Here is a 22,856-nt window from a genome sequence, read left to right on the forward strand (position 1 = left end):
CTAGACCGGAACGGTGGCGTCGATTTCGGCGAGGATGCCGCTCCACAGCTTCGCCCGCGCCGCGAGGGCGAGGTTGATGGTGTCGGCGCACTCGTTCCACTTGTTCTCGTCGTCGCCGCACAGGTCGGTGACCATCTGCATGGCCATCGGGGTGTGCTCCTCGCCGTCGACCTCGATGTGCCGGGCCAGGTAGTCGACGAACGTGTCGAGCTGCCCGACCTGCTCGTTGACCTTGACGACCTGCTGGAACATGTCCGGGATCAGGTCCTCGCGGCCGAAGGCGAACGCGGCCGCCTGGCAGTGCACCGGCGCGGTGTCGATGAGGTGCCAGGTGAGCGCCACGAACTCGGCCGCCGGCGCGGGCACCCCGGCCCGCTCCATCGCGGCCGGCACCGGGGTGCCCGCGCGCAGCAGGTCGATGAAGCCGTCGATGACCGTACGGTCGGCGCCGGCCTCGGCCATGCCCTCCAGGTAGAGCTCGAAGTGGCTGATGAACCCGCCGCGCAGCTCGTCGCTCTCCTCGACCAGCACGATGTCGTTGATGAGCCGCCGGCTGCCGGTCGGCCCGGTCGGGATCCACGGCACCTCGACGCAGGTGAGGTTGCGCTGCAGGGACTTGAGCAGCGACATGAAGTCCCACACGGCGAAGACGTGGTGCTCCAGGAACGTGCGCACGGCGTCCAGGTCGGACAGCCGGGCGTAGATCGGGTGGGTGACGACGTCGGTGCGGGCGCTCGCGATGAGCTCCTCGAGGCGGTCGATGCCGGGGTGGCGCTGGCCCCAGTCGTAACGGGACATGTGAACTCCTTCAGGGGGTTAGGCGTTCCGCCACAGCACCGGGCAGAACTCGGGGTCCGCGTAGTCGGGCCGGCCGTCGGCGGTACGGCGGACCAGGACGTCGTGGTTGTAGGCCACGACGTCCCCGTTGGAGAGGTGGAAGGCGCGGTACTCGTTCGACCCCGGCTGGAGGTGGAACGAGATCGCCCGGCGGGGGCGGCCGCTCACGTTCGCGCCGCTGCCGTGGTAGGTGCGGCAGTGGTGGAAGCTCATGTGCCCCTTGGGGATGATCATGGGCACCTTGGTGACCGAGGCGTGGTTGTGCTCGGCGTTGCGCGCGAGCATCACCTCGAGGTCGTCGTTGTCGCGGTCGGCGAAGTGCCTGCTGGTCGAGTCGTCGGCGCCGATCTCCTCCCAGCGGTGGCTGCCCTCGACCATGGTGATGGTGCCCATGTCCAGGCCGCAGTCGTGGAACGGGATGAACGCGGTGAGCATGTCGTCGGACGTGCACGACTGCCAGTAGTGCCGGTCGAAGTGCCACGGCACGACGTTGGAGGGCTCCCCGGCGATCGGCGGCTTGTAGATCAGCGTCGACTGGAAGATCCGGATCTCGTCGGCTTGGGCCAGCCGGGCCGCGACCGCGCCGACGATCGGCTTGCGCAGGATCGCCGCGATGTCGTCGTGCTCGTAGTGGATGTAGTCGTTGTGCCGCTGCACCGGGCCCTTGTCCGGGGTCCAGTAGGCCAGCCGCGGCGGCCGGCCCGGTAACGTCCGCGAGCGCTCCCCGGCGTAGAACCGCTCGCTGGCCGCGACGAGCGTGTCGACCTCGTCGTCGGTGAAGAGCTTGCGGGTGAGGTACCAGCCGTTGCGCGCGTACGCCGCGACCTCCTCGTCGGTCGGCAGCAGCGCGAGTTCCTCGTCCGACAGCACGAAGTCGGGCGTTACCGAGATGGTCACAGTGCGGTCCCTTCGGAGAGAGTGGTGTCGCGGACCGCCGCCAGCTCGCGCTCCTTCGCCGCGTACAGCGCGGGGATGTTGCTGGTGCCGAACGTGCGCGCGCCGTGGCGGTCGATGAGCTCGTTGAAGTACGTGCGCCGGATGTGGGTCGACTTCGCGAAGATCTGGTACATCTGGCCCCAGTGGTCGCGGTCGACGAGGATGCCCAGCGGGCGCAGTGCGTCGACGGGCACGTCGGTCTCGCCGAGGCGGGTCGCGAGCATGTCGTAGTAGCTGCCCGGCGTCTCGGCGAACTCGACGCCCCGCCGGCCCAGGGTGCGCACCGCGGTCACGATGTCGTGCGTGCTCAGCGCGATGTGCTGCACCCCGGCGCCCTCGTGCCAGGCCAGGAAGTCGTCGATCTGCCCGGCGCGGCGGCTGATGTCGGGCTGGATGAGCGTGAACGTCACCCCGCCGGACGGGCTCTGCACCACCTTGGACTGCATGCCCTGCTCGCCGACCTCGATGTACTCCTGGAAGATCATCTCGAAGCCGAAGACGCGCTCGTAGTAGGCGACGGTGCTGTCCAGCTCGCCCGCCTGCAGGCACACGGCCGCGTGGTCGATCGCGTGCAACAGGTCGGCGTCGCTCTCCTGCACCGGCGCCATCGCGATCAGGCCCGGCAGGAAGTCCGGGTCGGCGTGGTCGCGCTGGACGAGCCGGTGGGTCACATCGCCGAAGCCCGACACCTCGGCCATCACGACCGTCGAGCCGCCGCGGGTCACGGTGCGCGGCGCCTCGACCGGGGTGGCGCCCGCGGCGACCGCCTCCGCGAAGGCCGCCTCGGCGTCGGTGCACCCGAACGCGACGATCGCCACGCCGTCGCCGTGCTGGGCCACGTACCGGCTGGCGCGGTGGCCGCCGGAGAGCCCGGACGTGAGCAGGATGCGGATGTCGCGCTGCCCGAGCAGCACGCTGCGCTGCCCGGCCAGGCCGGTCTCCGGGCCGCCCTGCCCGTAGACGTGAAAGCCGTACTGGGCGCAGAGCTGAGCGGCGGCCGCGCGCGCGTCGCCGACGTACAGCTCGATGTGATCGGTGTCGAGGATCTTCATTGCGGTCCCTTTCGGGTTGTGGTGCGGGCGGGCCGGGCCGTCAGGCCTTGGTCCATTCCGAGGTCGGCGGGCCGAAGACGAGGCTCACGTTGTGCCCGCCGAAGCCGAAGGAGTTGGACAGGGCGTGGGTCACCGGCGCGGTGCGGGGTGTGCGCAGGTGGTCCACGTCGCAGGCCGGATCGGGCTCGTCGAGGTTGTGCGTCGGCGGCAGCACGCCGCGGCGCAGCGCCTCCACCGTCACCGCCGCCTCGGCCACCCCGGAGGCGCCGAGCATGTGCCCGGTGACGCCCTTGGTGGAGCTGACCGGCGGGGTGCTCGGTCCGAACACGGCGCGGATCGCGAGGGACTCGGCGACGTCGCCGAGCTTCGTCGAGGTGCCGTGCGCGTTGACGTACCCGATGTCGGCGGGGGCGAGCCCGGCGTCCGCGACGGCGCGGCGCATGCACTCGGCGGCGGCTGTTCCGTCGGGGCGCGGCGTCGTCGGGTGGTGCGCGTCGTTCGTGGCGCCCCAGCCCAGCAGGTCGGCGTGGCGGGCGGCGCGGCGGGCGTCGGCGTGCTCGGGCCGCTCCAGCACCATGACCCCGGCGCCCTCGCCGAGCACCAGGCCGTTGCGGCGCCGGTCGAACGGGCGGCTCGCCTCGGCCGGGTTCGCCCAGCCGCGCGCGAGGGCGCGGGCGTTGCCGAAGGTGTCGGCCAGGGTCGGGAACAGCGGGGCCTCGCTGCAGCCGCAGACCACCACGTCGGCCTCGCCGGAGCGCAGCAGCCGCAGCCCCTCGCCGATGGACTGGGCGCCGGCCGCGCACGCGGTGCCGACCGAGGAGCTGAAGCCCATCAGGCCGTACTTCATCGCGACCCGCGCCGCGCCCATGTTCGGCAGCATCCCGGGCAGCAGGTACGGGCTGACCCCGGCCCGCCCCCGCTTCTCGCGCTGCACGGCCTGCGCGTCGAGGGTGGCCAGCCCGCCGGTGCCGGACAGGATCACGGCGACGCGGTACGGGTCGACGTCCCGCCCGGCCACGATCCCGGCGTCGGCGAGCGCGGCCTCGGCGGCGGCGAGGGCCATCACGATGTACCGGTCGACGAGCCGCGCGTCCGGCCCCGGCAGCACCGACAGCGGGTCGATCGGCGGTCCGAACGCGGCCACGTCCACCGACCCGGCCAGCGGATGCTCCGGGGGCGGGCTGGACAGCCCGGAGCGGCCCTCGCACATCGCGTCGAAGACCTCGGCGCCGGTGCTGCCGACCGGCGTGACGAGCCCGATCCCGGTGACGGCCGCGTGGACGCTCATGGGGTACCTCCCGCGAGGAGCACGGCGGTCGCTCGGCCGCCGCTGACGTCGATGAGCAGAACCCGGGCCGCGTCCCCGTCCCCGAGCAGCCCGCGGGCGGCATCGAGGCCGGCCGCGGCGTCGCACAGACAGCTGACCGGTCCGGACAGGCCCCACTTGGCCGCGATGTGCCCGAGGACCGCGTTGGGCACCGACTGGAAGAAGAACAACGGCCCGACCCGCGACCCGCCGTCAACCGCCTTGGCCACGTGTACCGCACTGTCGACGTCGCCGAGATCGGTGACGAGGACCAGCGCGGTGTCGGGCTCGGGCTCGGGCGCGGCTTCGAGGCAGCGGGCGGCCACGGCGGCCACCAGCGGGTTGAAGTCCGAGTGCACGAACCCGGCGATCCGCGGCGGCTCACTCCCGGCCGGCCACTCGGCCGTCGCCAGGGTTCGCAGGCCTGAACCGGTCATCATGCGACGCCCAGCAGCAGGGCGGTGTTGGCGCCGCCGAAGGCCGCGTTCAGGGTCAGCGCATAGGCGGGGGAGGCCGGCCGGGGTTCGTCGAGGATCAGGTCGAGCGCGCAGTCCTCGTCCGGGTCCAGGAAGCCGGCGTTGACCGGTAACCGGCCGCTGCGCAGGGCGTGCAGGGTGACCGCCAGCTCGAGGACGCCGGAGGCCTCCAGGGCCTGGCCGTGCAGGGCCTTGGTGGAGGAGACCGGGATGGTGGCGGCGTGCTCGCCGAGGGCGGCGCGCAGGGCGAGGGTCTCGGCGGCGTCGCTCTGGGCGGTGCCGGACCCGTGGGCGTTGACGTAGCCGATCCGGCCGGGCTCGATCCCGGCCCGGCGTAAGGCTCCGGTGACGGCCCGGGCCAGGCCGCGGCCGCCGGGGTGGGGCTGACAGGGGTGGTACGCGTCGCCGGCCCGGCCCCAGCCGGCCAGCCGGGCCAGGGGCTCGATGCCGCGCTCGGCCGCGGCCGCCGCGGACTCCAGCACCACGACCCCGGCCCCGTCGCCGAGCAGCAGGCCCTTGCGGTGCGCGCTGAACGGGCGGACCTGTCCGTCGGCGGCGAGGGCGCGGCCGGCATCGAAGAGCGCGTACTGGTCCCGCTCGACCAGGTACCCGCCGGCGACCACGATCCGGTCGGCCTCGCCGCGGGTGATGAGCCCGGCGGCGTCGGCGATCGCGGTGCTCGCCGCCACGCAGGCCGACGTGTAGGCGCGGGCGGGGCCGAGGCCGGAGTGCTCGGCGAGCCGGGCGGCGAACGCGGCGCCGCCGTGGGCCGGGCGCTCGGCCGGGGCCGCACGGGCCAGCCGGGGATCGCCGTGCACGGCCAGGAACAGCGGGGTCGCGGCCCGCTCGGCGGTGCCGAGCTTGGCCTCGTCGCAGGCCTCGTCGGCGAGCCACCACAGCTCGTCGTCGAGGTCCGGATCGCCCGGCAGCGTGGCCGCGACGCCGACCCGCCGCCCGGACACGTCGAACCGGGTGACGGGCGCGAACGCCGGTTGCCCGGCGTCCAGTCCGGCGGCGAGCGCGCCCATGCCCCGCCCGAACGCGCTGAGCACGGCCAGGCCGGTGATCAGCACGTCCGTCTCGCCCTTGCTGTTCACGACCTCACCGCGCGCCCGTCTCGACCTGGTGCCCGGCCGAAACCGTGACCGCACCGCCGTCGTGGCCCGCCGTCGCGCCGGCCGGGAGCGCGCCCGTCTCGACCTCGTGCGGGTCCGTTGCCGCCCGCTGGCCGGGAATCGCCGCGACCGGGCCCATCTCAGCCGCAGCCGTCTCGGCCGGGGCCATGTCCCGCAGGACCGCGAGGGTGCCGTCCACGGTGGACATGCGGGCCAGGTCGTCATCGGTGAAGTCGAGCATGGTGCCGTAGTGCTGCTCGAGCTGGTGGATGAGCCAGGCCAGCTCGAGCGAGTCGATGCCCTCCGCGACGTCCTCGGCCCGCCGGTCCCCGTAGGTGGCCAGCATCGCGACGATCTCCTCGCGGGTTGGTGCCTTGGCCACGGTTCAGCTGCCCGCGGTCGCCGCGGTGGCCCGGCGCTCGGCGACGGCCGCGATGAACTCGCCGACCGTCATGCTCGCGAGCTTCTCGGCCTCGTCGTCGTCGAAGCGCACCCCGAAGCGGTCCTCGACGCGGACCGCGAGCTCGGCCAGCGACAGCGATTCGAGGTCGGCGCCGGCCGGGCCGAGCGCGGTGTCGTCGTCGATGTCGTCGGTGCTGTAGTTCATCTCGGTCAGCGAGTCCAGCAGGAACTGGCGGATCTCGGTGGTGGTCTCGTCGCTCATGCCTCGGTGTTTCCTTCCTTCACGGACGCCGCGACCAGCAGGGTGCGGTCGCGGACGAGCTTGCCGGTGGCCGTGCGGGGCAGCTGCTCGACGACCCGCAGCACGCGGGGGCGCTTGAACGCGGCCAGCCGCGTCGCGAGCTCGGCCTGGACCTGCTCGGCGGTGGCGTCCTCGCGCAGCATCACGTACGCCTCGATGGCCTTCTCGTACGTCACGACGGCCGAGGCGACGCCGGGCAGGGCGGCGAGCGTGTGCTCGACCTCGGTCAGGTCGACCTTGAGCCCGCCCACGGAGACCTGGGAGTCGTTGCGCCCGTGGATGCGGAACCGCCCGGTGTCCGGGTCGACCGTGCCGGCGTCGCGGGTGTGCAGCCACCCGTCGGCCCAGCGGGTCGGGTCGGACAGCCCCAGGTACGGCGAGGCTTCGAGGGACACCAGCAGCTCGCCGCCCTCTTCCCGCACCCGCAGGCCGGGTGCCGGGGTCAGGGCCGGGCGGTGCTCGCCGAAGAGGTCGGTGGCGATGACGCCGACCTCGGTCATTCCGTACATGTTGCCGAGGCGGACGCCGAAGCGGTCCACGAATGTCTGGTAAACCGCGGGGCGGACGAGCTCGCCGCCGGTGGTCATCCCGGTCAGCTGGGGCAGGCGTGGCGGCGTCGGCCCGGAGGACAGGAGCTCGATGTGGAAGGGCACGCCGAGGACGGTGGTGGGAGCGGTCCCGGCGGCGACCGCGGCCAGGATGCCGTCGGCGGTCATTCGGGCCGGGATGACGAGTTCGGCCCCGGCGTGCAGCCCGTAGAGCAGCCCGCCGACGAGCCCGAGCACGTGCACCATCGAGGCGAGGCAGACGATGCGCTCGCCCGGCTGCGGTACGCCGGCCCCGATGGCCACGTACCGCTCGACCTCCTCGACCAGGTCGGCCGCGGTGCGCGCGATCACCTTGGAGGGGCCGGTCGAGCCGGAGCTGAGCTGCACCAACGCGTGTGGGGAGTCGGACGGGCGGCCGGGGTAGGTGGCGACCCGCTCCTGCACGTCCTGGAACCCGCGCAGCGGGCCGCCGGTGGCGTGCTTGGCCGACACCACGGCCTGCGGGGCCAGGCGTTGCAGAGCCTGATCGATCTCGTACGGCGTGAGCCGGTGATCCAGCAGCGCCGCCCGCGCCCCGAGCCGCCAGCAGGCGAGCAGGTTCGCCACGAACGCCAGGGAGGGTGCGAGGCAGATGGCGACCGAGTCCCCGGGGCCGTTGGCGCCGATGCCGGCCGCGGCCAGCACGGCCTGCCGCTGCTCGACGAGGCGGCGCAGCTCGGCGCGGGTGATCGGGGTGTCGAGGACCAGGGCGGGCGCGGCGTCGGGGCGCCCGGGCCGGCCGGCCAGCAGCACGTCGTCGACCCAGCTCGGGTCGAGGGCCGGTGTCGCCACGCGACCACCCCTTTCTCCGTCATTTCGGCAGGGTGCATCGGCGGCCCGGCCCGCCGTATTCGCCGAGGCCGGCGAATGCGGCGCGGAGGCCGCTGGGACGCGCTCTGCGCAGGGTTGAGCGGCTGATCGGGACGGTCACCATTGGCCGCCGACCAGCGTGCACACCCCCGATGAACACACTGCGAAGGTCGAGGGCATGGGGCGCCTGAGGTCGGAACTCGGACTCCCTTGGGCGCATTGCGCAAGAATGAGCCGCTCCTCGACAGGGATAGACCTTACGCAATCGAACCCGTTTTACAAGAGTGGGTAGCCTGACCATGTGACGGGATGTCCGATCTGTCACACCACCTCCCGGGAAAACTCGTTTGGATCGATACGATCGGCAATTCGGTGAGCGCACTGGTCAGGGCCGGTGGCGGCCACATCCGGTGCACGCACATTCGGACATTGCCTCCCATGACCGCCCGCTCCGTGACGAGCCGAGGTGTTTCACCAGCAATACCGGGGCGGACCGGGGGGTCGTGTCCGGTACGCGGATATATGGGTTGTGCAGGTATCTCGCCGGCCCGCATACCAGGCCGATGGAAGTTACAGCGGCAATACGAGCGTCATTGACAAGCGCCATCCTTGCCTTCATACAATGGCCCCGCTCGCGACGACTTCGGGTTTCGGGCTTTTCTTTCCCGGTACAGCGTTACGGAGATTTGCGACTGTGAAAGCCGATACCGGTTCCGCATACCCGTCCGCACCCGCCGGCCCGGGCCTCAACGCCGCGGTCGAGCGCTATTACGACACCACCCTCGACCTGTACGAGGACCTGTGGGGCGAGCACGTCCACCACGGGTTCTGGGACGCGGGCGAGCGGCCCGGCAGCGACGACGAGCGGCACGCCGCGACCGACCGGCTGGTGCGTGAGCTCGTGACGTTCGCGGGTATTCCGGCCGGCGCCCGGGTGCTCGACGTGGGCTGCGGGATCGGCGGCCCGGCGCTGTATTTGGCCGGTCCGCACGGCTGCACCGTGGAGGGCGTCACGCTCAGCGCCGCGCAGGCGGCCCGGGCCAACGAGAAGGCGGCCGCGGCCGGGCTCGGCGAGCGGGCCCACTTCCACCAGCGCGACGCGCTCGACAACGGCTTCCCGGACGCGTCCTTCGACGCGCTGTGGGCCGTGGAGAGCCTCATGCACATCGCCGACCGCGTGGCCTTCTTCGCCGAGGCGATGCGGCTGCTGCGCCCGGGCGGCATCCTCGCCATCGCCACCTGGTCGGTGCGCGACGGCGAGCTGAGTGCCGACGAGCACCGGGTCGTCGACCAGATCCTGCGCCACCAGGTGATGCCGAGCTTCTCGTCGCTCGAGGAGCACGAGCGGCTCGCCACCGCGGCCGGGTTCACCGAGGTGTCCTCTGTGGACTGGTCGGCGAACGTGGCCAACTCGTGGGAGCCGACCTTCGCCCAGGTGCGCGAGCTGGGCAACGGCCGCGCCATGATGCGTGACCTGGCCCGCGATCGCGGCGTGGATGTGCTCGGGTTCTTCTACGCCGGCCCGCTGATGCTCAAGGGCTTCAGCACCGGCGCCATGACGTACGGCGCGGTCCGCGCGACGAAGCCCGCTGAGTCCACTGTGGCCGGAGACTGAGCATGGCCACGCCGACGCAGCTCGCGGTCGCCGAGCTGCTGCGTGAGGTGACCGGGGAGGACGCGGGCTGGCTGGCCGGCGTCGACCCCGGCACCCGGCTGGACGGCGACCTGTTCGTGGACAGCCTGGAGCTCACCGCGCTCGGCGAACGGCTGACGGCCGTATATGGGGCCGGCGTCCGCCTCACCGAGTACGTCGCGGGACTCGACCTCGACGCGCTGCTCCGCCTCAGCGTGGCCGACGTCGCGTCCTATGTGGACAGCACAAGCGGTACACGATGAGGCTCCTGTTCCTGGCTCTTCCGCTGACGGGACACGTCAACCCGATGGCGGCGGTCGCGGCCGCGCTGACCCGGCGCGGGCACGACGTGCTGTGGGCCGGGTCGGAGTCGTTCCTGCGGCCGCTGCTCGGGGACGGGGCGGCCATCCATCCGATCCCGCTGCGCGCCCACCGCGGTCAGGCCGAGCGCGGGCTCGACGCGACCCGCTCGCGGTGGGAGGGCTACATCGTCCCGCACGCGAAGTCGACCCGGAAGGGCGTGGACGCGGCGATCGCGGCGTTCCGGCCGGACGTGCTCGTGGTCGACCAGCACGCGATCGCGGGCGCCATCGCCGCGCACGCGCACGGACTGCGTTGGGTCGGCGTCGCACCGACCACAATGGAGCTCGCCCGGCCGTTCCGGCGCTCGCTGCCGCGGGTGGAGGAGTGGATACTCGCCCAGCTGGCGGGCGCGTGGACCGCGGCCGGGCAGCCCGGCGCGCCACCGCACGACCTGCGCTTCTCTCCACATGGGACGATCGCCTTCACCGCGGGTGCCCTGGCTGCGGGCGCTCCGTCCGATGTGGACCTCGTCGGGACCGCCCTCGCGCCGCGTGTCCCCGATCCGGACTTCCCCATGGACTGGCTGGACCCGGCGCGCCAGCACGTGCTGGTCACCATGGGCACGCTGTCGATGGACCTCGCCAAGGACTTCTACCGCCGGGTCGCCGAGGCCCTCGCGCCGCTCGGCGACCGGCTGCAGGCGATCGTGGTGGCGCCCGACGGCACCTTCGACGCGGCCGTCGCCGGCCACGTGCTGGTCCGCCGCCGGGTGCCGGTGCTCGACCTGCTGCCGCGGCTGCAAGCGGTCGTCGCGCACGGCGGCCTCAACACGGTCTCCGAGGCGCTCGTGCACGGCGTCCCGCTCGTCATCGCGCCGATCAAGGGTGACCAGGCGCTCAACGCGAACGCGATCGCCGGGGTGGGCGCGGGCGTGCGCGTCTCGTTCGACCACATCCGGCCCGCCGGGCTGCGCGGGCACCTCCTGCGGCTGCTCGACGACCCGTCCTTCGCCGCCGCCGCGCGAGTGGAGGGCGCCCGGCTGCGCGAAGCCGGCGGCGCCGAGGCGGCGGCCACGATCCTCGAGGCACACCACAACGATTGAGGCGGTAACCCGTGAAAGTCCTGCGCGACACCTGGCTCATCTTCCAGCGCCACATCCTGCTCATGGTCCGCTCGCCGCTGTGGATCTTCCTCGGCATCGCGCAGCCGGTGGTGTTCCTCGTGCTGTTCGCTCCGCTGCTCAAGCCGGCCCTCGGCTCCGCCACGATGCTGGACGCCTACCGCGTGTACGTGCCCGGCATGCTCGTCGCGCTGGCCATCGGCGGCGGCCTGTACGTCGGCTTCGGCCTGCTCGGCGACCTCGCCAACGGCGTCATCGAGCGCTCCCGGGTCACCACCGTCAGCCGGGTCGCGCTGCTGCTCGGCCGGGCGCTGCGCGACGTCGTCACGGTGCTGGTCCAGTCGCTCATCATCACCGTGCTGTCGCTGCCGTTCGGGCTCATCCTGAACCTCGGCAACATCCTGCTCGGCTACGCGATCCTGGCCCTCATCAGCCTCGCCGCGGCCGCCATCTCCTACGGCATCGCCATCAAGGTGAACAACCCCAACGTCCTCGGCCAGGTCATCAACAACGTGGCCCAGCCGCTGATGCTGCTGTCCGGCACCCTGCTGCCGCTCGCCCTCGCGCCGCTGTGGCTGCGCACGATCGCCGACTACAACCCGTTCAACTGGGCCGTCACCGGCATGCGGGCCCTGTACGCCGGCCACCCCGGCGACACCCACGTGTGGGGCTCGATCGTGTTCTGCGGCGCGCTCGTCGTCGTCGCCGTCACGTGGTCGGCCAGCCTCTTCGCGCGCTCGGTCAAGTAGTTCGCTCTGCCTCCCGGGAGACTGCAATGATCAAGACCAAGGGACTCAAGAAGTCCTACAAGACCAAGGCGAAGCGGCAGACCACCGAGGTCGAGGCGGTCAAGGGGATCGACCTGGACGTGGCCCAGGGCGAGATCTTCGGCTTCCTCGGCCCGAACGGCGCCGGCAAGACCACGACGCTGCGGATGCTCGCCACCCTCATCCCGCCCGACGACGGCGAGGCCACCATCGCCGGCGCGAACCTGCGCTCCGAGCAGGCCGCCGTGCGCCGCGCGATCGGCTTCGTGGCGCAGGGCGGCGGCACCTCCGACGACGTCACCGCGCGCGAGGAGCTGATCCTCCAGGCCCGCATGTACGGCATGGGCCGCGCCGACGCCGCCCAGCGCGCCGAGGAGGTCATCGCCGCGTTCGAGCTGAGCGAGTTCGCGGACCGCAAGTGCAAGACGTACTCCGGCGGGCAGCGCCGGCGCCTCGACATCGCGCTCGGCGTCATCCACCGCCCGCAGGTGCTGTTCCTCGACGAGCCGACCACCGGCCTGGACCCGCAGAGCCGCGCGCACATGTGGGACGAGGTGCGCCGCCTGCGTACCGAGGGCATGACCGTCTTCATCACCACGCACTACCTCGACGAGGCCGACGCCCTGTGCGACCGGATCGCCATCATCGACCACGGCGAGATCGTGGCCGAGGGCACCCCGGACGAGCTCAAGCGCGAGATCTCCGGTGACGTGGTGACCCTCGGCCTCTCGTCCCCCTCCGAGGAGGCGGCCACGGTCCTCAAGGGCCTGGCGTTCGCCCGGGACGTCGAGGTGCGCGGCGACGAGGAGGTGCGGCTCACCGTCGAGTCCGGCGACACCGCCATCCCGCAGATCATGCGGGCCCTCGAGGGCGCCGGCGTCGCGCTCACCACGATCGAGCTGCACCGGCCGACCCTCGACGACGTGTTCCTCACGAAGACCGGGCGGTCGCTGCGGGACTGAGCGCGTGCAGCTCGGCGAGCACGTGGTCCGCGAAGGCGCGCACGCGGGAGCCGTCCCACCCGGGGCGGCTCACCCGCAGCTCGAACTCCAGCGACGTCAGCCCGCGCGCGATGACGTAGAAGCCGGGCCCGGTGGCCCGCGGCGACGGGTAGACCTCCACAGTGGACGGCACCGGCTCGTCCCGCGACGGAAAGCCGGGCGGGGTCAGCATCGGGTTGTAGTGGTACCCCGCATCGGCTTCGGGCTGCTCGGCGCGGGCGGCCGCGGCGGCGTCAGGGGAGTACACCCCGTGCTTGAGGGCACTGAAATGGCGCCAGTGCACCTTCTCGGCGACCGTGGCCAACGGCGCGCCCGGGTTCGACGTCGCGGCGTCGAGCAGCAGCGGGGCCCACTGGTTGAGGCTGGTCACGATGCCCGCCTGGTCGTCGTCGTACCGGTTGTTCGACATCGAGAACATCAGGTGCGCGGGCTCGCCGGTGACCACGCAGAGCGCCCGGTGGTACACGGCGAGCAGCACGCTGGACAGGCTCGCCCCCGCCGCCGCGGCCAGCTCGTGCGCCCTCGGCATCGGAATCCCGGTGCGCAGCATCGCCCCGATCCGCTCGGAGGCGGCCGTTTCGTCCTTGGCTCGCGGCGCCGCGGCGAGGGTACGTCTCCAGTGCCGCTCGGCGTTGCGCAGCCGCGGGTTGTCCCGGCTCTGCTGTTCCAGGGCCAGCTCGAGCGGCCCGCGCGCCGGCGGCAGCTCCTCGCCGCCGAGCAGGCGCAGGAAGTCCTCGCGCATGATGAGCGCGGCGACCCCGTCGGCGGCCATGTGGTGGATGGTGACGACGAGGGTGTTCCGGCTGATCAGCGCCCGCCAGGGCAGTTGGCTGGTGACGTCGATGACCTGGCGCAGTTCCCGCTCCGGGGCGTCCGGTCCGTCGTCGCGACCGATGGTAATGGCGTCCTCGGTGAGCCGCTGGCGGGGGAGGCCCTGGTCGTCGACGACATAAAGGGTGCGCAGCGAACCGTGGCGGGCGGCGAGCTTGCCGACCGCGGCCCGGACCTGCTCGTCGGTGGTGCCCGCGGGGAGGTCCCAGACGAACTGCAGGTTCGCCTCCCAGTGCCGCTCGCGCGGGATCTTCTCCAGATCGCGCCAGACCGAGAGCTGACCGACGGTCGCGGGATAGGTCATGCCGGGCCCTTTCTTACGCACGGGCGGCCCGATTTCCGGGCCGCCCGCATCCGAGGTCAGCTCGAGATGTTCCGGCTGGAGATGTTCTTGCGGCTGGAGATGTTCGACATGACAATCACCTTCCTTTCTGCACGACTGTTCACCCAGCATCGTCCCAGCTAGCGACGTATGTCAATCGCCGCAGAATCGCCCCTGATCGCCGTCAACATGGACATATCCGAATAGGCGGATATCGATTGCTGACGGCTAACTAACTGCGCGTTTCCAGCGCGGCCGCGCGGTCATTCGGGTTCAAACGGACATATGCCGGGTCACCCTATCGGTGACCCTCGCCCGGATTGCCTGGGAAAAGCCGGACGGGCGGTCCCGCGATGGGACCGCCCGTCTACGGGGTCGCCGCTCGAGGGAGCGCGGGACCGCTGTGTCTGTACGGCTTTCCGGCCGGCGGCCGGTCCGAACCGCGCCGGACCCGAAGGTCTGGCACGCCCGGCTGCCGGGCCGTTGCCCATTACATTCGTCCGGCCCCGCCAGGGGTGTCAACCTCGGCTTTTTCAGTTAACTGTCGAACCTCGGTCCACTATGGACAGTCTGTGGGCCGAGCGCCTAGGGGAGGCGGATGGACTGGGGGTGGTGGAAGACGTCCTGCGGGTCGTAGGCGGCCTTGACCCGCTGCAGGCGCGGGTAGTTGGCCCCGTAGTACGCCGCCGGCCAGTCCTGCAGGTCGCGGTCGGCGTAGTTCTGGTAGACCTCGCCGTTGAGGTGCGGGCGGAGCGCCTCGTGGAAGTCGTCGATCCAGGCGACGTTCGCGTCCGTCTCCTCGTCGCCCTGCCACTGGGCGATCGCGGAGACGTAGTGCAGGCTGTCCCGGTGCACGAAGGCCGTGGCGTCGGCCGGGACGCGGGCGATCGCGCCGCCGGCGAGCAGGTCGAAGCGGACCATCGAGAACCCCGACGGGGCCCGCCGGAAGCCCTCGATGAGCACGTCGAAGGCGGCCTCGTCGAAGCCCTGCTCGGTGAAGTACCCGCCGAGCCACTTGGACTGCAGCCCGTACACGATCTCCTCGCCCATGCCGGTCATCAGGTCGAGGTAGCCGGTCTCGCCGAACCCGCCGAACGACGGCTCGCCCAGCCCGCCGATCGCCTGTTCGACGGCGGCGGCGCCCTCGGTGACCTCCCCGACGTACAGGCCGTAGAGCGCGACGACCGGCTCGCCCTCCGGGTACGGCTCGGTGCTCAGCAGCAGGCACAGCGCGAGCCGCTCGTCCGTGCGGCCGGCGTACATGTCCCGGTAGGCCGCGAAGACCTCCTTGGCCCGGCTGATCGGCCAGGCCGCCCAGCCGCCGAACACGGTCTTCGGCAGCGGGTTGAGCCGGTACTTCAGGCTCGTCACCACCCCGAACCCGGCCCCGCCCGCCCCGCGCAGCGCCCAGAACAGGTCCGCGTGCTGCTGCTCGTTGGCGACGAGCGTCTCCCCGTCGGCGTTCACCATCTCCACCTCGATCAGGTGGTCGAGCCCGAGCCCGAAGGTGCGCCCGAGCGGGCCGTACCCGCCACCGAGGGTGTACCCCGCGTTGCTGACGGTCGGGCACTCGCCGCCCGGCCCGGCCAGGCCGTACTGGATGCCGTCCTGCTCGAAGCCGTGGTTGGCGTAGGTGACCCGGTCGAGCTCGCGCCAGCCGACGCCGGGCCCGGCCGTGACGGTCCGCTCGTCGGGGTCGAAGTCGATCTGCCCGAGCCCGTGCACGTCGACGACGACGCCACCCTCCACAAGGGACAGCCCGCTGGCGTGGTGCCCGCCCCCGCGCACGGCGATCGGGAGGTGCTGCTCGCGCGCGTACCTGATCGCGGCGGCAACGTCCTGCGCGTCGGCACAGCGGGCGATCAGCGCGGGCCGGGTGCGCACGCGCGTGTTGAACAGGACGCGGGCCCCCTCGTAGGCGGGGTCGTAGGGCGTGAGCAGCTCACCGGCGAAGCCCCCGAGGGGCGTGAGGTCCAGGCGCACGCGCCGATCTTGTCATCGGCGCGCATCGACGGCAACCGCGAACTCCGTCACCAGCCGCCGCAGGCGGACCACGACCGGCCGTTCGCCGAGCCTGCCCTCCAGGATCTTGAGTACCTCGCGGTAGTTCCACAGCAGCTCGCCGGCCGACCGCGCGCTCCGGTCGAACAACGCCGGCCCAAACCGGTGCAGATCGTCCACAAGGGACTGCAGGCTGCACACCTTGTCGGCCGCGATGACCAGCAGCGACTCGGCGCCCGCCTCGGTGCTCATCCGGCCCAGGTGCTCGCGCTTGCGCTCCCACCAGGTCAGGCCGGTCCGCTCGGTGGCGTCGGCGTCGGTGCAGTCGTGGACGATCCGGTACACATCGTCGCCGAACGCCTCCCGCAGCGCGCCCCGCCCCGTCGGCTGGTCCTCCAGCACGTCGTGCAGCAGCGCGCCGATCGCGGCCGTCTCGCCGCCGCCCTCCTCGAGCACGATCGCGCAGGTGGCCAGCAGGTGCGACACGTACGGCGTGCCGGTGTTGTGCCGGACCTGCGCGCCGTGGCGGCGGGCGGCGTACGCCAGCGCCTCCTCGAACCGCGGTGACAGCACGGCCGGTCGCCCGCTAGGAGATCATGGCGACGACGTCCGCCAGCTGGCGGAGGACCTCGTCCGGGGCGAGCCGGCGGCCGAGCTGGATGCCGCCTCGCGGGGAGGGTTCGTCCGGCCGGTAGTACACCCGCGACCGCCGTTTTTCGCGCGGGCCCCGCAGCACCAGCGTGGCGCAGGCCTCACTCCGGTCCGTCACGGCCTGGTGCACGACGTCCGAGGTCGTCTCGTAGAGGCCCCGCAACGGCTCCCGCGAGACGGTGCGAAAGGGCTCCAAGCCGATGCTTCCCGTGTACCCCACGTGCGCGATCCGCCCGCCCAGGTAGGGCCGGTAGGCGAAGCGCCGCCAAGGATCGGGTGAGGGCGTCTCGGCGAGCTCGACGAAGTGCTGCCGCCCGCCCAGCAGGACGGAGCTGAACGGAAACCGGTGGTCGTGCGGGCGGGAGACGTGCTCGCGCTGCGAGCGGGCGGCCGGCCAGTAGTGCAGGGTGAGGCGCGAACCGTCGGGGTGCTCCGCGGCGACGATCTTCGTGAAGCCGTTGACGTGCCGGTAGGGCGCGCCCGCCGGTAACCGGCCCGCGCGTACGTCGGCGACCAGGCGGTCCAGGATTCCGCCGATGTCCTGGTGCTCCAAGAGCAGCACAGGAAACAGCGTACGCGTCACCGCTTCGTGAAACGCTCCGCCGCCACGATCACACGCTTCAGGGTGTCACCCGTCGCCTCGCGCAGCAGCCGTGCGGGGGAGCGGCCCGCGATGCCCGCCGCGCCGACCTCGCGCAGCCAGCCGGCCGCGGTGCCCAGCCGGTTGGCGCGCGCGAAGGTGTCCGCCACCTCCACCGCGCTCTGCAGGCGGGCCGAGAACTCCGCCCACCGCCGCCGGTCGCCGCGCCAGCGGTGGAACTCACTCACCGAGGCGGCCCCCGCGATGTACGCGGTCAGCTCCTCGCCCAATAACGACACGCAGCGATCAATCCCGCTCGCCGACAGGACCCCCACCGTCATGCCACAAACGCTACCCGCATCCCGCCAGCACAGCGAGCGGGTGTTATCCGAGATAAAAGTCGGAGATGTCCGATGCGAGCAGATCGAGCACGGGCACGCCGGCGTCCAGGGCGGCGGCGAAGGCGGACCAGGAGTCCAGGTGGTACCCGCCGGCCTCCGGGAACGACTCGCCGGTCAGGTAGCGCGGCAGGAGGAAGGCGTTCTGCACCAGCCAGTGCACGTACCCACCCTCCTCACCCCACCCCGGCAGGTCCCGCGTCGAGGTCAGGTAGGCCCGCAGCTCCGCCGGTGAGGACCAGCGCACCATCCGCGACTCGTTCGTCAGGTGCTTGATGTACGGGTTGTACAGCAACGTCCCGCCCAGCCCGAAATGCTCGCGGAACTGCTCCCACAGCAGCCGCTCGTCGCTGCCCGCGTAGGCCATCACCTCCGCCGCCGGCTCCGTCTCCAGCAGATGATGGAGATAGGCCCAGGTGGTCAGCGGCGTCAGCAGCCGGTTCGCGTCCTTGCTCAGCAGGGTCTGCACGATCGCCCCGGCGTTGCGCTCGAGGTCGTGCAGCGCCAGGTGCGGCACCACCTTGATCGCGGCCAGCACGCTGTACAGCGACGGGTTCCGCTCGCCGTAGAACACCCGGGCCACGGACCACGGGTCGGTCGGGCGCTGCAGCGACACCGGCGCCGAGGCCACGTAGTCCTGCAGCGAGGCGACCTGCGGGGCCGCGGCCGGGTCGACGCGGCGCATCCAGCGGGTCAGGTCGGCGGCGAAGGTGGCGGCGATCTCCTCGCGGCCGGCCACGCCGAAGTCGTCGAGGCAGACCGCCACGCGCACCCCGCGGGCGCTCAGGGCGGCGGCCGTCAGCGCCTGCACGGCGTTGATCAGCGAGGCCCGGGCCCGCAGCCGGACCGGCCAGAAGAGCAGCCGCGGGCGCTGCGGCTCGGCGGTCCAGTCCACGCCCCAGCCGTACCGGCGTTCGAGCTGGCGGAGCAGCGGCAGTACCGCCTCCGGGGCCGTGTTGCCGGGCTGGGAGAACAGCTCGCGCTCCCAGTCGAGGTGCCGCACCCGGCGGCGGGGGTCCACGCGCGGGCGGGCGGGCGGCACCTCGAGCCGGTCGGCCAGGCCCGTGAAGAGGTCGTCGCCGTGCACGTCGGTGAAGAACTCGACCAGCCCGGCCAGGCGGTCGGGCAGCCGCAGCGGGGCCGCGTCGTGCAGCGCCCACAGCACCCGGACCGGCCGGGACGCGGCCACGGCGCGCAGGGCGCTGGTGACGACGTCGTCCCAGCCGCTGTACCCCACGACGAGCACCACATCGCCCGTGATCAGGTCGCCGAGCGCCCGCGCGTGGTCCTCGGTCGCGGTCGCGTCGGGCGCCGGGTCGTGCAGCAGCGGCGAGCGGACCTCCTCGCTGACCGGCCGCCAGAAGCCGTGGAGGTGGAAGACCTGCACCGCGCCCTCGCCCTCGGGGCGGCGGTCGGGGCGGCCGTTCGGGGCGACCGGGACGCTGAGCGCCTGCCGGCCGGTCTGGCGCACGGCGACCTCGAACAGCGGGTCGAAGTTCGTGGTGAGGATGCTGTTGCCGAACTCGTCGGGCCGCCCGGCGAGCAGCCGCCCGACCGCGCGGACGCCGGCCGGGACCTCCCACCAGTCCAGGCTGTTCTCGACCCGCTCGCCGAGGCGCAGGTCGACGCGCTGCCAGATGCCGTGGGTGGCCAGCGGCGAGGAGTTCAGGTCGGGCGCCCGGTAGCCGGCCAGCACCGCCTGCTGGGCCACCACGTCGAACTCGCCGGGGGAGCGGCGGGCGGTGAAGACCCGGCGGTACGCGAGGTACACCTGGATCGGCAGGGCATGCGGGTCGAGCCCGGCGCGGGCCTGGCGCAGCGCCTGGGTGAGCTCGCCGTCGTCACCGAGTCCGGCGGCATAGCGGTCGGCCAGCTCCACGAGCTCGGCCAGCCCGGGCACGGCGGGCATCGTCATGCCGGCCCCGAGGATGAGCGTGACCGTCCCGCCGTGCCGGATCGCGGTCACGAGCTCGTCGATCAGCCTCAGCTCCATGCTCACTCTCCCGCGGCCCGGGCGTGCAGGGTCGTCCACAGGTCGCGCGGGCGGCTGGACAGCGCCTCGCGCACGTCGGCGTCGCTGGGCAGCAGCAGGCCCCCGTCGATGTCGGCCTCCAGCTGTTCGGGGCCCCAGCCGAGATAGCCGGAGAACAGCCGCATCCCGGCGATCACCGGGGCGAGCGGCTGAGGGTCGGCGGACAGCGCGATCACGCCCATCCGGTCGCGCACCGGGCGCCACCGCAGCGGCGGCTCGACGTCGGGGCGCAGGCGGGCCAGGGCGATGAACCCCTCGTACCGGCTCAGCGGCCCGGCGTCGAAGAGCACGGCCGGCGTGGTCAACAGCCGCCGCCAGCCCGGCGGGATGTCGGCCGGCAGCGGGTCGGTGGTGGGCCGGTTGATCCGCACGCCGACGGCGCCCCGGCCGCGGTCGTGGCGCAGGATCAGCACCGCCGCCTGGCGCAGGTCGCGGTCCTCGACGGCGGCGGTGGCGACCACGATCCGCCCGACCATGTCGCGGTGGTGGCGGGCCGCGTTGTGGATCAGCGGCAGCTCGTCGCCGGCCGAGCGCAGTTCCGGCAGCTCGAAGCCGCGCTCGCGGAGCCGCAGGGTGACTTCCCGCCACACCGTGCGCACGTCGAGCACGGCGGGCCGGTCCGGCAGCCCGCCGCGCAGCACCCGCAGCAGCTCGCCGGTGAACGCGGTGTAGGGCTCGCCGGGCGGGGCCTGGGCGACGCGGTTGCGCGGGGCGGAGACGAGCAGGCAGGTGTCGTCGGTGCCGGCCTGGTCGGCGACGGCCAGGGTGCCCGACTCCCCGGCGGCGAGGTGGCCGGCCGCGCGACCGGCATAGCAGCAGTCCAGGATGACCAGGCGGCGCCGGGCCCGGCTGCCCGCAACGGCCCGCCGGATCAGTTCGAAGGGCAGACCGGCCTCATATGGTACCGCCGGATCGGTGTCCCGAAGCCCCAGCACCAGCGAGCCGTCGACCGGGTCGACCAGCCCGTGCCCCGCGAAGTAGACGACGAGCATCCCCTCGGCGGCCGTCTCCTCCGCGGCCCGGCGCAGGACGCGGGACACCTCGCGGGCGTCGTCGGGGTCGTGCAGCACCGTGCAGTGCTCGGGCGCCAGGCCCCACAGGTCGGGGTCCTGCAGCACCCCGGCGAGCCCGTTGAGGTTCCGCGTGATCGCCGGCACCTCGGGCAGCGACCCGTACCGCGCCCCGCCCACGAGCACCGCCCGCGACGCGCGCGGGTCCGCCAGTTCCGCCACCGATGCCGGCCCGGCCTCAGCCGTCGAGGGCCCGGGCCGCGGCGGCGACGGCCGACGGGTCGGACGACTCGATGCGCACCGAGCGCCCGTCGGGGTCGGTGCGGGTCAGGATGATCGCCGGTGCCGCGGGCCGGGTCCGCCGCCAGTTGGAGATCGCGAGCAGCAGCTGCCCGACCGACAGCCCGGTGCCGAGCACCAGGCTGATGATCTCCACGGCGCCGGAGAGCTCACCGGGGCGGGTGGCGGTGGACAGGCCGATCTCGGACTGCACGATGCCGGGCTCGCCGACCAGCCACCGCTGGAGGTTCAGCAGCTCGTCGACATCGGGCTGAGGGCCGTCCCCGGAGGGCTCGAGGTGGATCTGCAACTGCACACTTCGAACAGTATCGAACCCTCACACCCGATGTCACCCGAGCCTCACCCGTAGAGGGCGCGCGCCGCCTTCCGCACCTTGCGCCGGGCCTTCGGCACGTCCTCCAGCGAGCGGCGGCCGTGCTCGTCGATGCGCGCGTGCAGCAGCCCGTAGGTGAACGCGTTCTCGCCCGCCCCGTACGCCGTGATCGCGTACTGCTTGAGCAGCTCGCCGGTCACCATGGCGTCCTGGTGGTCGCCGAGCGCGTCCTGCAGGTCGGTGACCCGGTCGGCGAGCTTGGTGGCCGTGCCGCCGGCGACCGGGGCGACGAGCTCGGCCGCGTACCGGGCGCGCTTGTAGGCCTTGCGCGCCTCGTGCTTCTCCACGTCGCTGCGGGCCGCGTCCATCCGGCCGTCGGCGCGGCGCAGGGCCTTGCGGGCGCGGGCCATGAGCCGCTTGCGGGGCACGTTCTCCGGGGTGGCGGTGCGGGCCACCAGCGCGTCGATGTCGTCGAGCAGGGAGGTGTACCGCTCGCTGTCCAACCCGGTCACCAGCGCCCGGCGGGCCTCGGCGGCCCTGGCCGCCAGCAGCGAGGTGATCCGCGCGGCGACCGGGCCGAGGACCAGCTCCTCGGGCTCCTCGTGCACCAGGTGGGCCAGCCGCTCGCCCATCACGTCGGTGTCGCGCACGTCGCCGAGCAGGCCGGTGACCCACTTGATCTCGTCGTGCAGGCGGTCGAGGTCCCCGTCCTTGTCGCCGGCGAGCAGCGGCCGGAACGAGCGGAGCGTCGAGCGCAGCCGGCGGGTCGCCACCCGCATCTTGTGCACCGACTCGGCGTCGCCCTCGCGCACGTGCGGGTCGTGCTCGACGAGCGCGTCGCGCTGCGCGGCGATGTAGGCGGCCAGGGCCTGGCGGGACTTGGAGCCGCGGGGCTGGACGGCGGAAGGGGCCGGATAGTCGGGGCCGAGCGCCTGGGCGAGCTTCGAGGGGCTCTTGGCCGGCCGGGCGCCGGCCTTGCGCAGGGCGGCGTCGAGGCGCTCCAGCGCGGCCGCGTCGCCGTCGACGAGCTCGATCTCCAGCTCGTGCCACTCGCGGGCGCCGCCGGCGCCGTTGCGCAGCGACTCGGTGCTCACCGTGTCGTCGGCGAGCAGGGCGACCGTGCTGCCGTCCGCCGCCCGCAGCGCCCGCTCCACGCGGTGGGTGCGGATGCGGGCGACGGGGGAGAGGTCAGCCCCGCGGGTGAGCGCGCGGACCTGGTCGACCACGGCCCGGGGCGGGGTCTTCTGCCGGTTGCCGGCGGGCAGCTGCAGCTCGCTGCGGTCGCCGCCGGCCGGGCGCTTGAGGTGCCACCCGGCGTCGTTGCCCCCGGTGCGGCGGCGCAGCGTGACCCGGCCCCGCGCCAGGTGCAGGCCCGCGGTGTCGTAGTAGACGGCGTCGAGTCGCTGATCGTCCGGTTCGCCGACGGCGGTGACCCCGCCGATCCCGGTCAGGTCGGGCAGGGCGAAGCCGTCCGGCAGCTCGTACTTTCGTTCAATTTCCAGCTTTCCGGCCATCAGCCCATTCTCCCAGTGAACCGGCTCCTACGCGAACGTGAACGTGAGATAAACGATGAGTGCACTACGACCTCCTCTCGTTGCTCGACGCTCACCTCGCCGAGATGACCGCGCTCCGGCACGTCCTCGCCGCGCCGCGCCCGGTCCACCCCGGCGAGCGCTGGGCAGCGGCCGAGCAGACGCTGCGCAGCTCCGAGCGGTACCTGCAGGCCGTGGAGGCGGTGCTGAGCCCCACCGCGGTGTGATGCCGGATGCGGC

At 72.8% G+C, this 22,856-nt stretch carries 24 protein-coding genes; 6 read left to right on the forward strand and 18 right to left on the reverse strand.

What is annotated here, in order from left to right; genetic code table 11:
- From ACQP00_RS13280 to ACQP00_RS13320, 9 genes are all read right to left on the reverse strand, one after another.
- Entirely contained in the window at positions 1–798 is a 798-nt protein-coding gene (locus ACQP00_RS13280) for a DUF3050 domain-containing protein (RefSeq protein WP_433218738.1), read from the reverse strand.
- Positions 799–816: 18 nt separating this feature from the next.
- Positions 817–1,728, reverse strand: a complete 912-nt coding sequence (locus tag ACQP00_RS13285) for a phytanoyl-CoA dioxygenase family protein (protein WP_433223836.1) — start codon at positions 1,726–1,728, stop codon at positions 817–819.
- Positions 1,729–1,730: 2 nt separating this feature from the next.
- Positions 1,731–2,825 (reverse strand): 4-hydroxyphenylpyruvate dioxygenase, encoded by a 1,095-nt coding sequence (gene hppD / locus ACQP00_RS13290; protein WP_433218740.1) that lies wholly within the window; start codon positions 2,823–2,825, stop codon positions 1,731–1,733.
- Between the two features lie 40 nt (positions 2,826–2,865).
- Positions 2,866–4,113 (reverse strand): beta-ketoacyl-[acyl-carrier-protein] synthase family protein, encoded by a 1,248-nt coding sequence (locus tag ACQP00_RS13295; RefSeq protein ID WP_433218742.1) that lies wholly within the window; start codon positions 4,111–4,113, stop codon positions 2,866–2,868.
- Complete coding sequence (locus ACQP00_RS13300) at positions 4,110–4,571, reverse strand: beta-ketoacyl synthase chain length factor (protein ID WP_433218744.1); 462 nt, start codon at positions 4,569–4,571, stop codon at positions 4,110–4,112. The genes ACQP00_RS13295 and ACQP00_RS13300 overlap by 4 nt, the downstream gene beginning before the upstream one ends.
- Complete coding sequence (locus ACQP00_RS13305) at positions 4,568–5,635, reverse strand: beta-ketoacyl-[acyl-carrier-protein] synthase family protein (protein WP_433223838.1); 1,068 nt, start codon at positions 5,633–5,635, stop codon at positions 4,568–4,570. The genes ACQP00_RS13300 and ACQP00_RS13305 overlap by 4 nt, the downstream gene beginning before the upstream one ends.
- A 73-nt stretch (positions 5,636–5,708) precedes the next feature.
- Complete coding sequence (locus ACQP00_RS13310) at positions 5,709–6,104, reverse strand: hypothetical protein (protein ID WP_433218746.1); 396 nt, start codon at positions 6,102–6,104, stop codon at positions 5,709–5,711.
- Between the two features lie 3 nt (positions 6,105–6,107).
- A complete protein-coding gene (locus ACQP00_RS13315) occupies positions 6,108–6,386 on the reverse strand; it encodes an acyl carrier protein (RefSeq protein WP_433218748.1) in 279 nt (92 codons plus the stop codon).
- On the reverse strand, positions 6,383–7,804 hold the full coding sequence (locus ACQP00_RS13320) for a class I adenylate-forming enzyme family protein (protein WP_433218750.1): 1,422 nt from the start codon (positions 7,802–7,804) through the stop codon (positions 6,383–6,385). The genes ACQP00_RS13315 and ACQP00_RS13320 overlap by 4 nt, the downstream gene beginning before the upstream one ends.
- 712 nt (positions 7,805–8,516) lie before the next feature.
- Here ACQP00_RS13320 and ACQP00_RS13325 point away from each other — a divergent pair.
- From ACQP00_RS13325 to ACQP00_RS13345, 5 genes are read left to right on the forward strand one after another with little or no spacing between them, the layout of a single operon-like run.
- Entirely contained in the window at positions 8,517–9,437 is a 921-nt protein-coding gene (locus ACQP00_RS13325; protein WP_433218752.1) for a methyltransferase domain-containing protein, read from the forward strand.
- A gap of 2 nt (positions 9,438–9,439) precedes the next feature.
- Positions 9,440–9,718, forward strand: coding sequence for a hypothetical protein (locus ACQP00_RS13330; RefSeq protein ID WP_433218754.1), 279 nt, complete (start codon positions 9,440–9,442; stop codon positions 9,716–9,718).
- Positions 9,715–10,860, forward strand: a complete 1,146-nt coding sequence (locus tag ACQP00_RS13335; RefSeq protein ID WP_433218756.1) for a glycosyltransferase — start codon at positions 9,715–9,717, stop codon at positions 10,858–10,860. Before ACQP00_RS13330 ends, ACQP00_RS13335 begins: the two co-directional genes overlap by 4 nt.
- A gap of 11 nt (positions 10,861–10,871) precedes the next feature.
- Entirely contained in the window at positions 10,872–11,627 is a 756-nt protein-coding gene (locus ACQP00_RS13340; RefSeq protein ID WP_433059695.1) for an ABC transporter permease, read from the forward strand.
- A gap of 26 nt (positions 11,628–11,653) precedes the next feature.
- Positions 11,654–12,607: an ATP-binding cassette domain-containing protein gene (locus ACQP00_RS13345; protein ID WP_433218758.1), complete on the forward strand. Its 954-nt coding sequence runs from the start codon at positions 11,654–11,656 to the stop codon at positions 12,605–12,607.
- On the opposite strand, the gene ACQP00_RS13350 is transcribed toward ACQP00_RS13345, so the two are convergent.
- The 9 genes from ACQP00_RS13350 to ACQP00_RS13390 form a co-directional block, all read right to left on the reverse strand.
- Positions 12,576–13,781, reverse strand: coding sequence for a condensation domain-containing protein (locus ACQP00_RS13350; protein ID WP_433218760.1), 1,206 nt, complete (start codon positions 13,779–13,781; stop codon positions 12,576–12,578). The genes ACQP00_RS13345 and ACQP00_RS13350 overlap by 32 nt on opposite strands.
- Positions 13,782–14,384: 603 nt before the next feature.
- Entirely contained in the window at positions 14,385–15,782 is a 1,398-nt protein-coding gene (locus ACQP00_RS13355) for an FAD-binding oxidoreductase (RefSeq protein WP_433218762.1), read from the reverse strand.
- 12 nt (positions 15,783–15,794) lie between these two features.
- A complete protein-coding gene (locus tag ACQP00_RS13360) occupies positions 15,795–16,373 on the reverse strand; it encodes an HD domain-containing protein (RefSeq protein WP_433218764.1) in 579 nt (192 codons plus the stop codon).
- Between the two features lie 13 nt (positions 16,374–16,386).
- Positions 16,387–17,013 carry a hypothetical protein gene (locus ACQP00_RS13365; protein WP_433218766.1) on the reverse strand — a complete coding sequence of 209 codons (627 nt, stop codon included), beginning with the start codon at positions 17,011–17,013 and terminating at the stop codon, positions 16,387–16,389.
- Between the two features lie 17 nt (positions 17,014–17,030).
- Positions 17,031–17,372: a hypothetical protein gene (locus ACQP00_RS13370; protein WP_433059712.1), complete on the reverse strand. Its 342-nt coding sequence runs from the start codon at positions 17,370–17,372 to the stop codon at positions 17,031–17,033.
- Positions 17,373–17,415: 43 nt separating this feature from the next.
- Positions 17,416–19,422 carry an SIR2 family protein gene (locus ACQP00_RS13375; RefSeq protein WP_433218768.1) on the reverse strand — a complete coding sequence of 669 codons (2,007 nt, stop codon included), beginning with the start codon at positions 19,420–19,422 and terminating at the stop codon, positions 17,416–17,418.
- Between the two features lie 2 nt (positions 19,423–19,424).
- Positions 19,425–20,693, reverse strand: coding sequence for a YqgE/AlgH family protein (locus ACQP00_RS13380; RefSeq protein ID WP_433218770.1), 1,269 nt, complete (start codon positions 20,691–20,693; stop codon positions 19,425–19,427).
- A gap of 16 nt (positions 20,694–20,709) precedes the next feature.
- Positions 20,710–21,066 (reverse strand): effector-associated constant component EACC1, encoded by a 357-nt coding sequence (locus ACQP00_RS13385; protein ID WP_433218772.1) that lies wholly within the window; start codon positions 21,064–21,066, stop codon positions 20,710–20,712.
- A 44-nt stretch (positions 21,067–21,110) separates the two neighbouring features.
- Entirely contained in the window at positions 21,111–22,598 is a 1,488-nt protein-coding gene (locus tag ACQP00_RS13390; RefSeq protein WP_433218774.1) for a CHAD domain-containing protein, read from the reverse strand.
- Positions 22,599–22,657: 59 nt separating this feature from the next.
- On the opposite strand from ACQP00_RS13390, the gene ACQP00_RS13395 reads away from it, so the two are divergent.
- On the forward strand, positions 22,658–22,843 hold the full coding sequence (locus tag ACQP00_RS13395) for a hypothetical protein (RefSeq protein WP_433218776.1): 186 nt from the start codon (positions 22,658–22,660) through the stop codon (positions 22,841–22,843).
- The last annotated feature ends 13 nt before the right edge of the window (positions 22,844–22,856 follow it).

The organism is Dactylosporangium sp. CS-047395 (assembly GCF_050942185.1).
Lineage (GTDB): Bacteria > Actinomycetota > Actinomycetes > Mycobacteriales > Micromonosporaceae > Dactylosporangium.

Excerpts from the sequence above, each read along its gene's own strand:
- ACQP00_RS13280 (WP_433218738.1), bottom strand. The coding sequence starts at position 798 with ATGTCCCGTTACGACTGGGGCCAGCGCCACCCCGGCATCGACCGCCTC.
- hppD (WP_433218740.1), bottom strand. The coding sequence starts at position 2,825 with ATGAAGATCCTCGACACCGATCACATCGAGCTGTACGTCGGCGACGCG.
- ACQP00_RS13295 (WP_433218742.1), bottom strand. The coding sequence starts at position 4,113 with ATGAGCGTCCACGCGGCCGTCACCGGGATCGGGCTCGTCACGCCGGTC.
- ACQP00_RS13300 (WP_433218744.1), bottom strand. The coding sequence starts at position 4,571 with ATGATGACCGGTTCAGGCCTGCGAACCCTGGCGACGGCCGAGTGGCCG.
- ACQP00_RS13305 (WP_433223838.1), bottom strand. The coding sequence starts at position 5,635 with ATGGGCGCGCTCGCCGCCGGACTGGACGCCGGGCAACCGGCGTTCGCG.
- ACQP00_RS13315 (WP_433218748.1), bottom strand. The coding sequence starts at position 6,386 with ATGAGCGACGAGACCACCACCGAGATCCGCCAGTTCCTGCTGGACTCG.
- ACQP00_RS13330 (WP_433218754.1), top strand. The coding sequence starts at position 9,440 with ATGGCCACGCCGACGCAGCTCGCGGTCGCCGAGCTGCTGCGTGAGGTG.
- ACQP00_RS13335 (WP_433218756.1), top strand. The coding sequence starts at position 9,715 with ATGAGGCTCCTGTTCCTGGCTCTTCCGCTGACGGGACACGTCAACCCG.
- ACQP00_RS13345 (WP_433218758.1), top strand. The coding sequence starts at position 11,654 with ATGATCAAGACCAAGGGACTCAAGAAGTCCTACAAGACCAAGGCGAAG.
- ACQP00_RS13350 (WP_433218760.1), bottom strand. The coding sequence starts at position 13,781 with ATGACCTATCCCGCGACCGTCGGTCAGCTCTCGGTCTGGCGCGATCTG.
- ACQP00_RS13370 (WP_433059712.1), bottom strand. The coding sequence starts at position 17,372 with ATGACGGTGGGGGTCCTGTCGGCGAGCGGGATTGATCGCTGCGTGTCG.
- ACQP00_RS13375 (WP_433218768.1), bottom strand. The coding sequence starts at position 19,422 with ATGGAGCTGAGGCTGATCGACGAGCTCGTGACCGCGATCCGGCACGGC.
- ACQP00_RS13390 (WP_433218774.1), bottom strand. The coding sequence starts at position 22,598 with ATGGCCGGAAAGCTGGAAATTGAACGAAAGTACGAGCTGCCGGACGGC.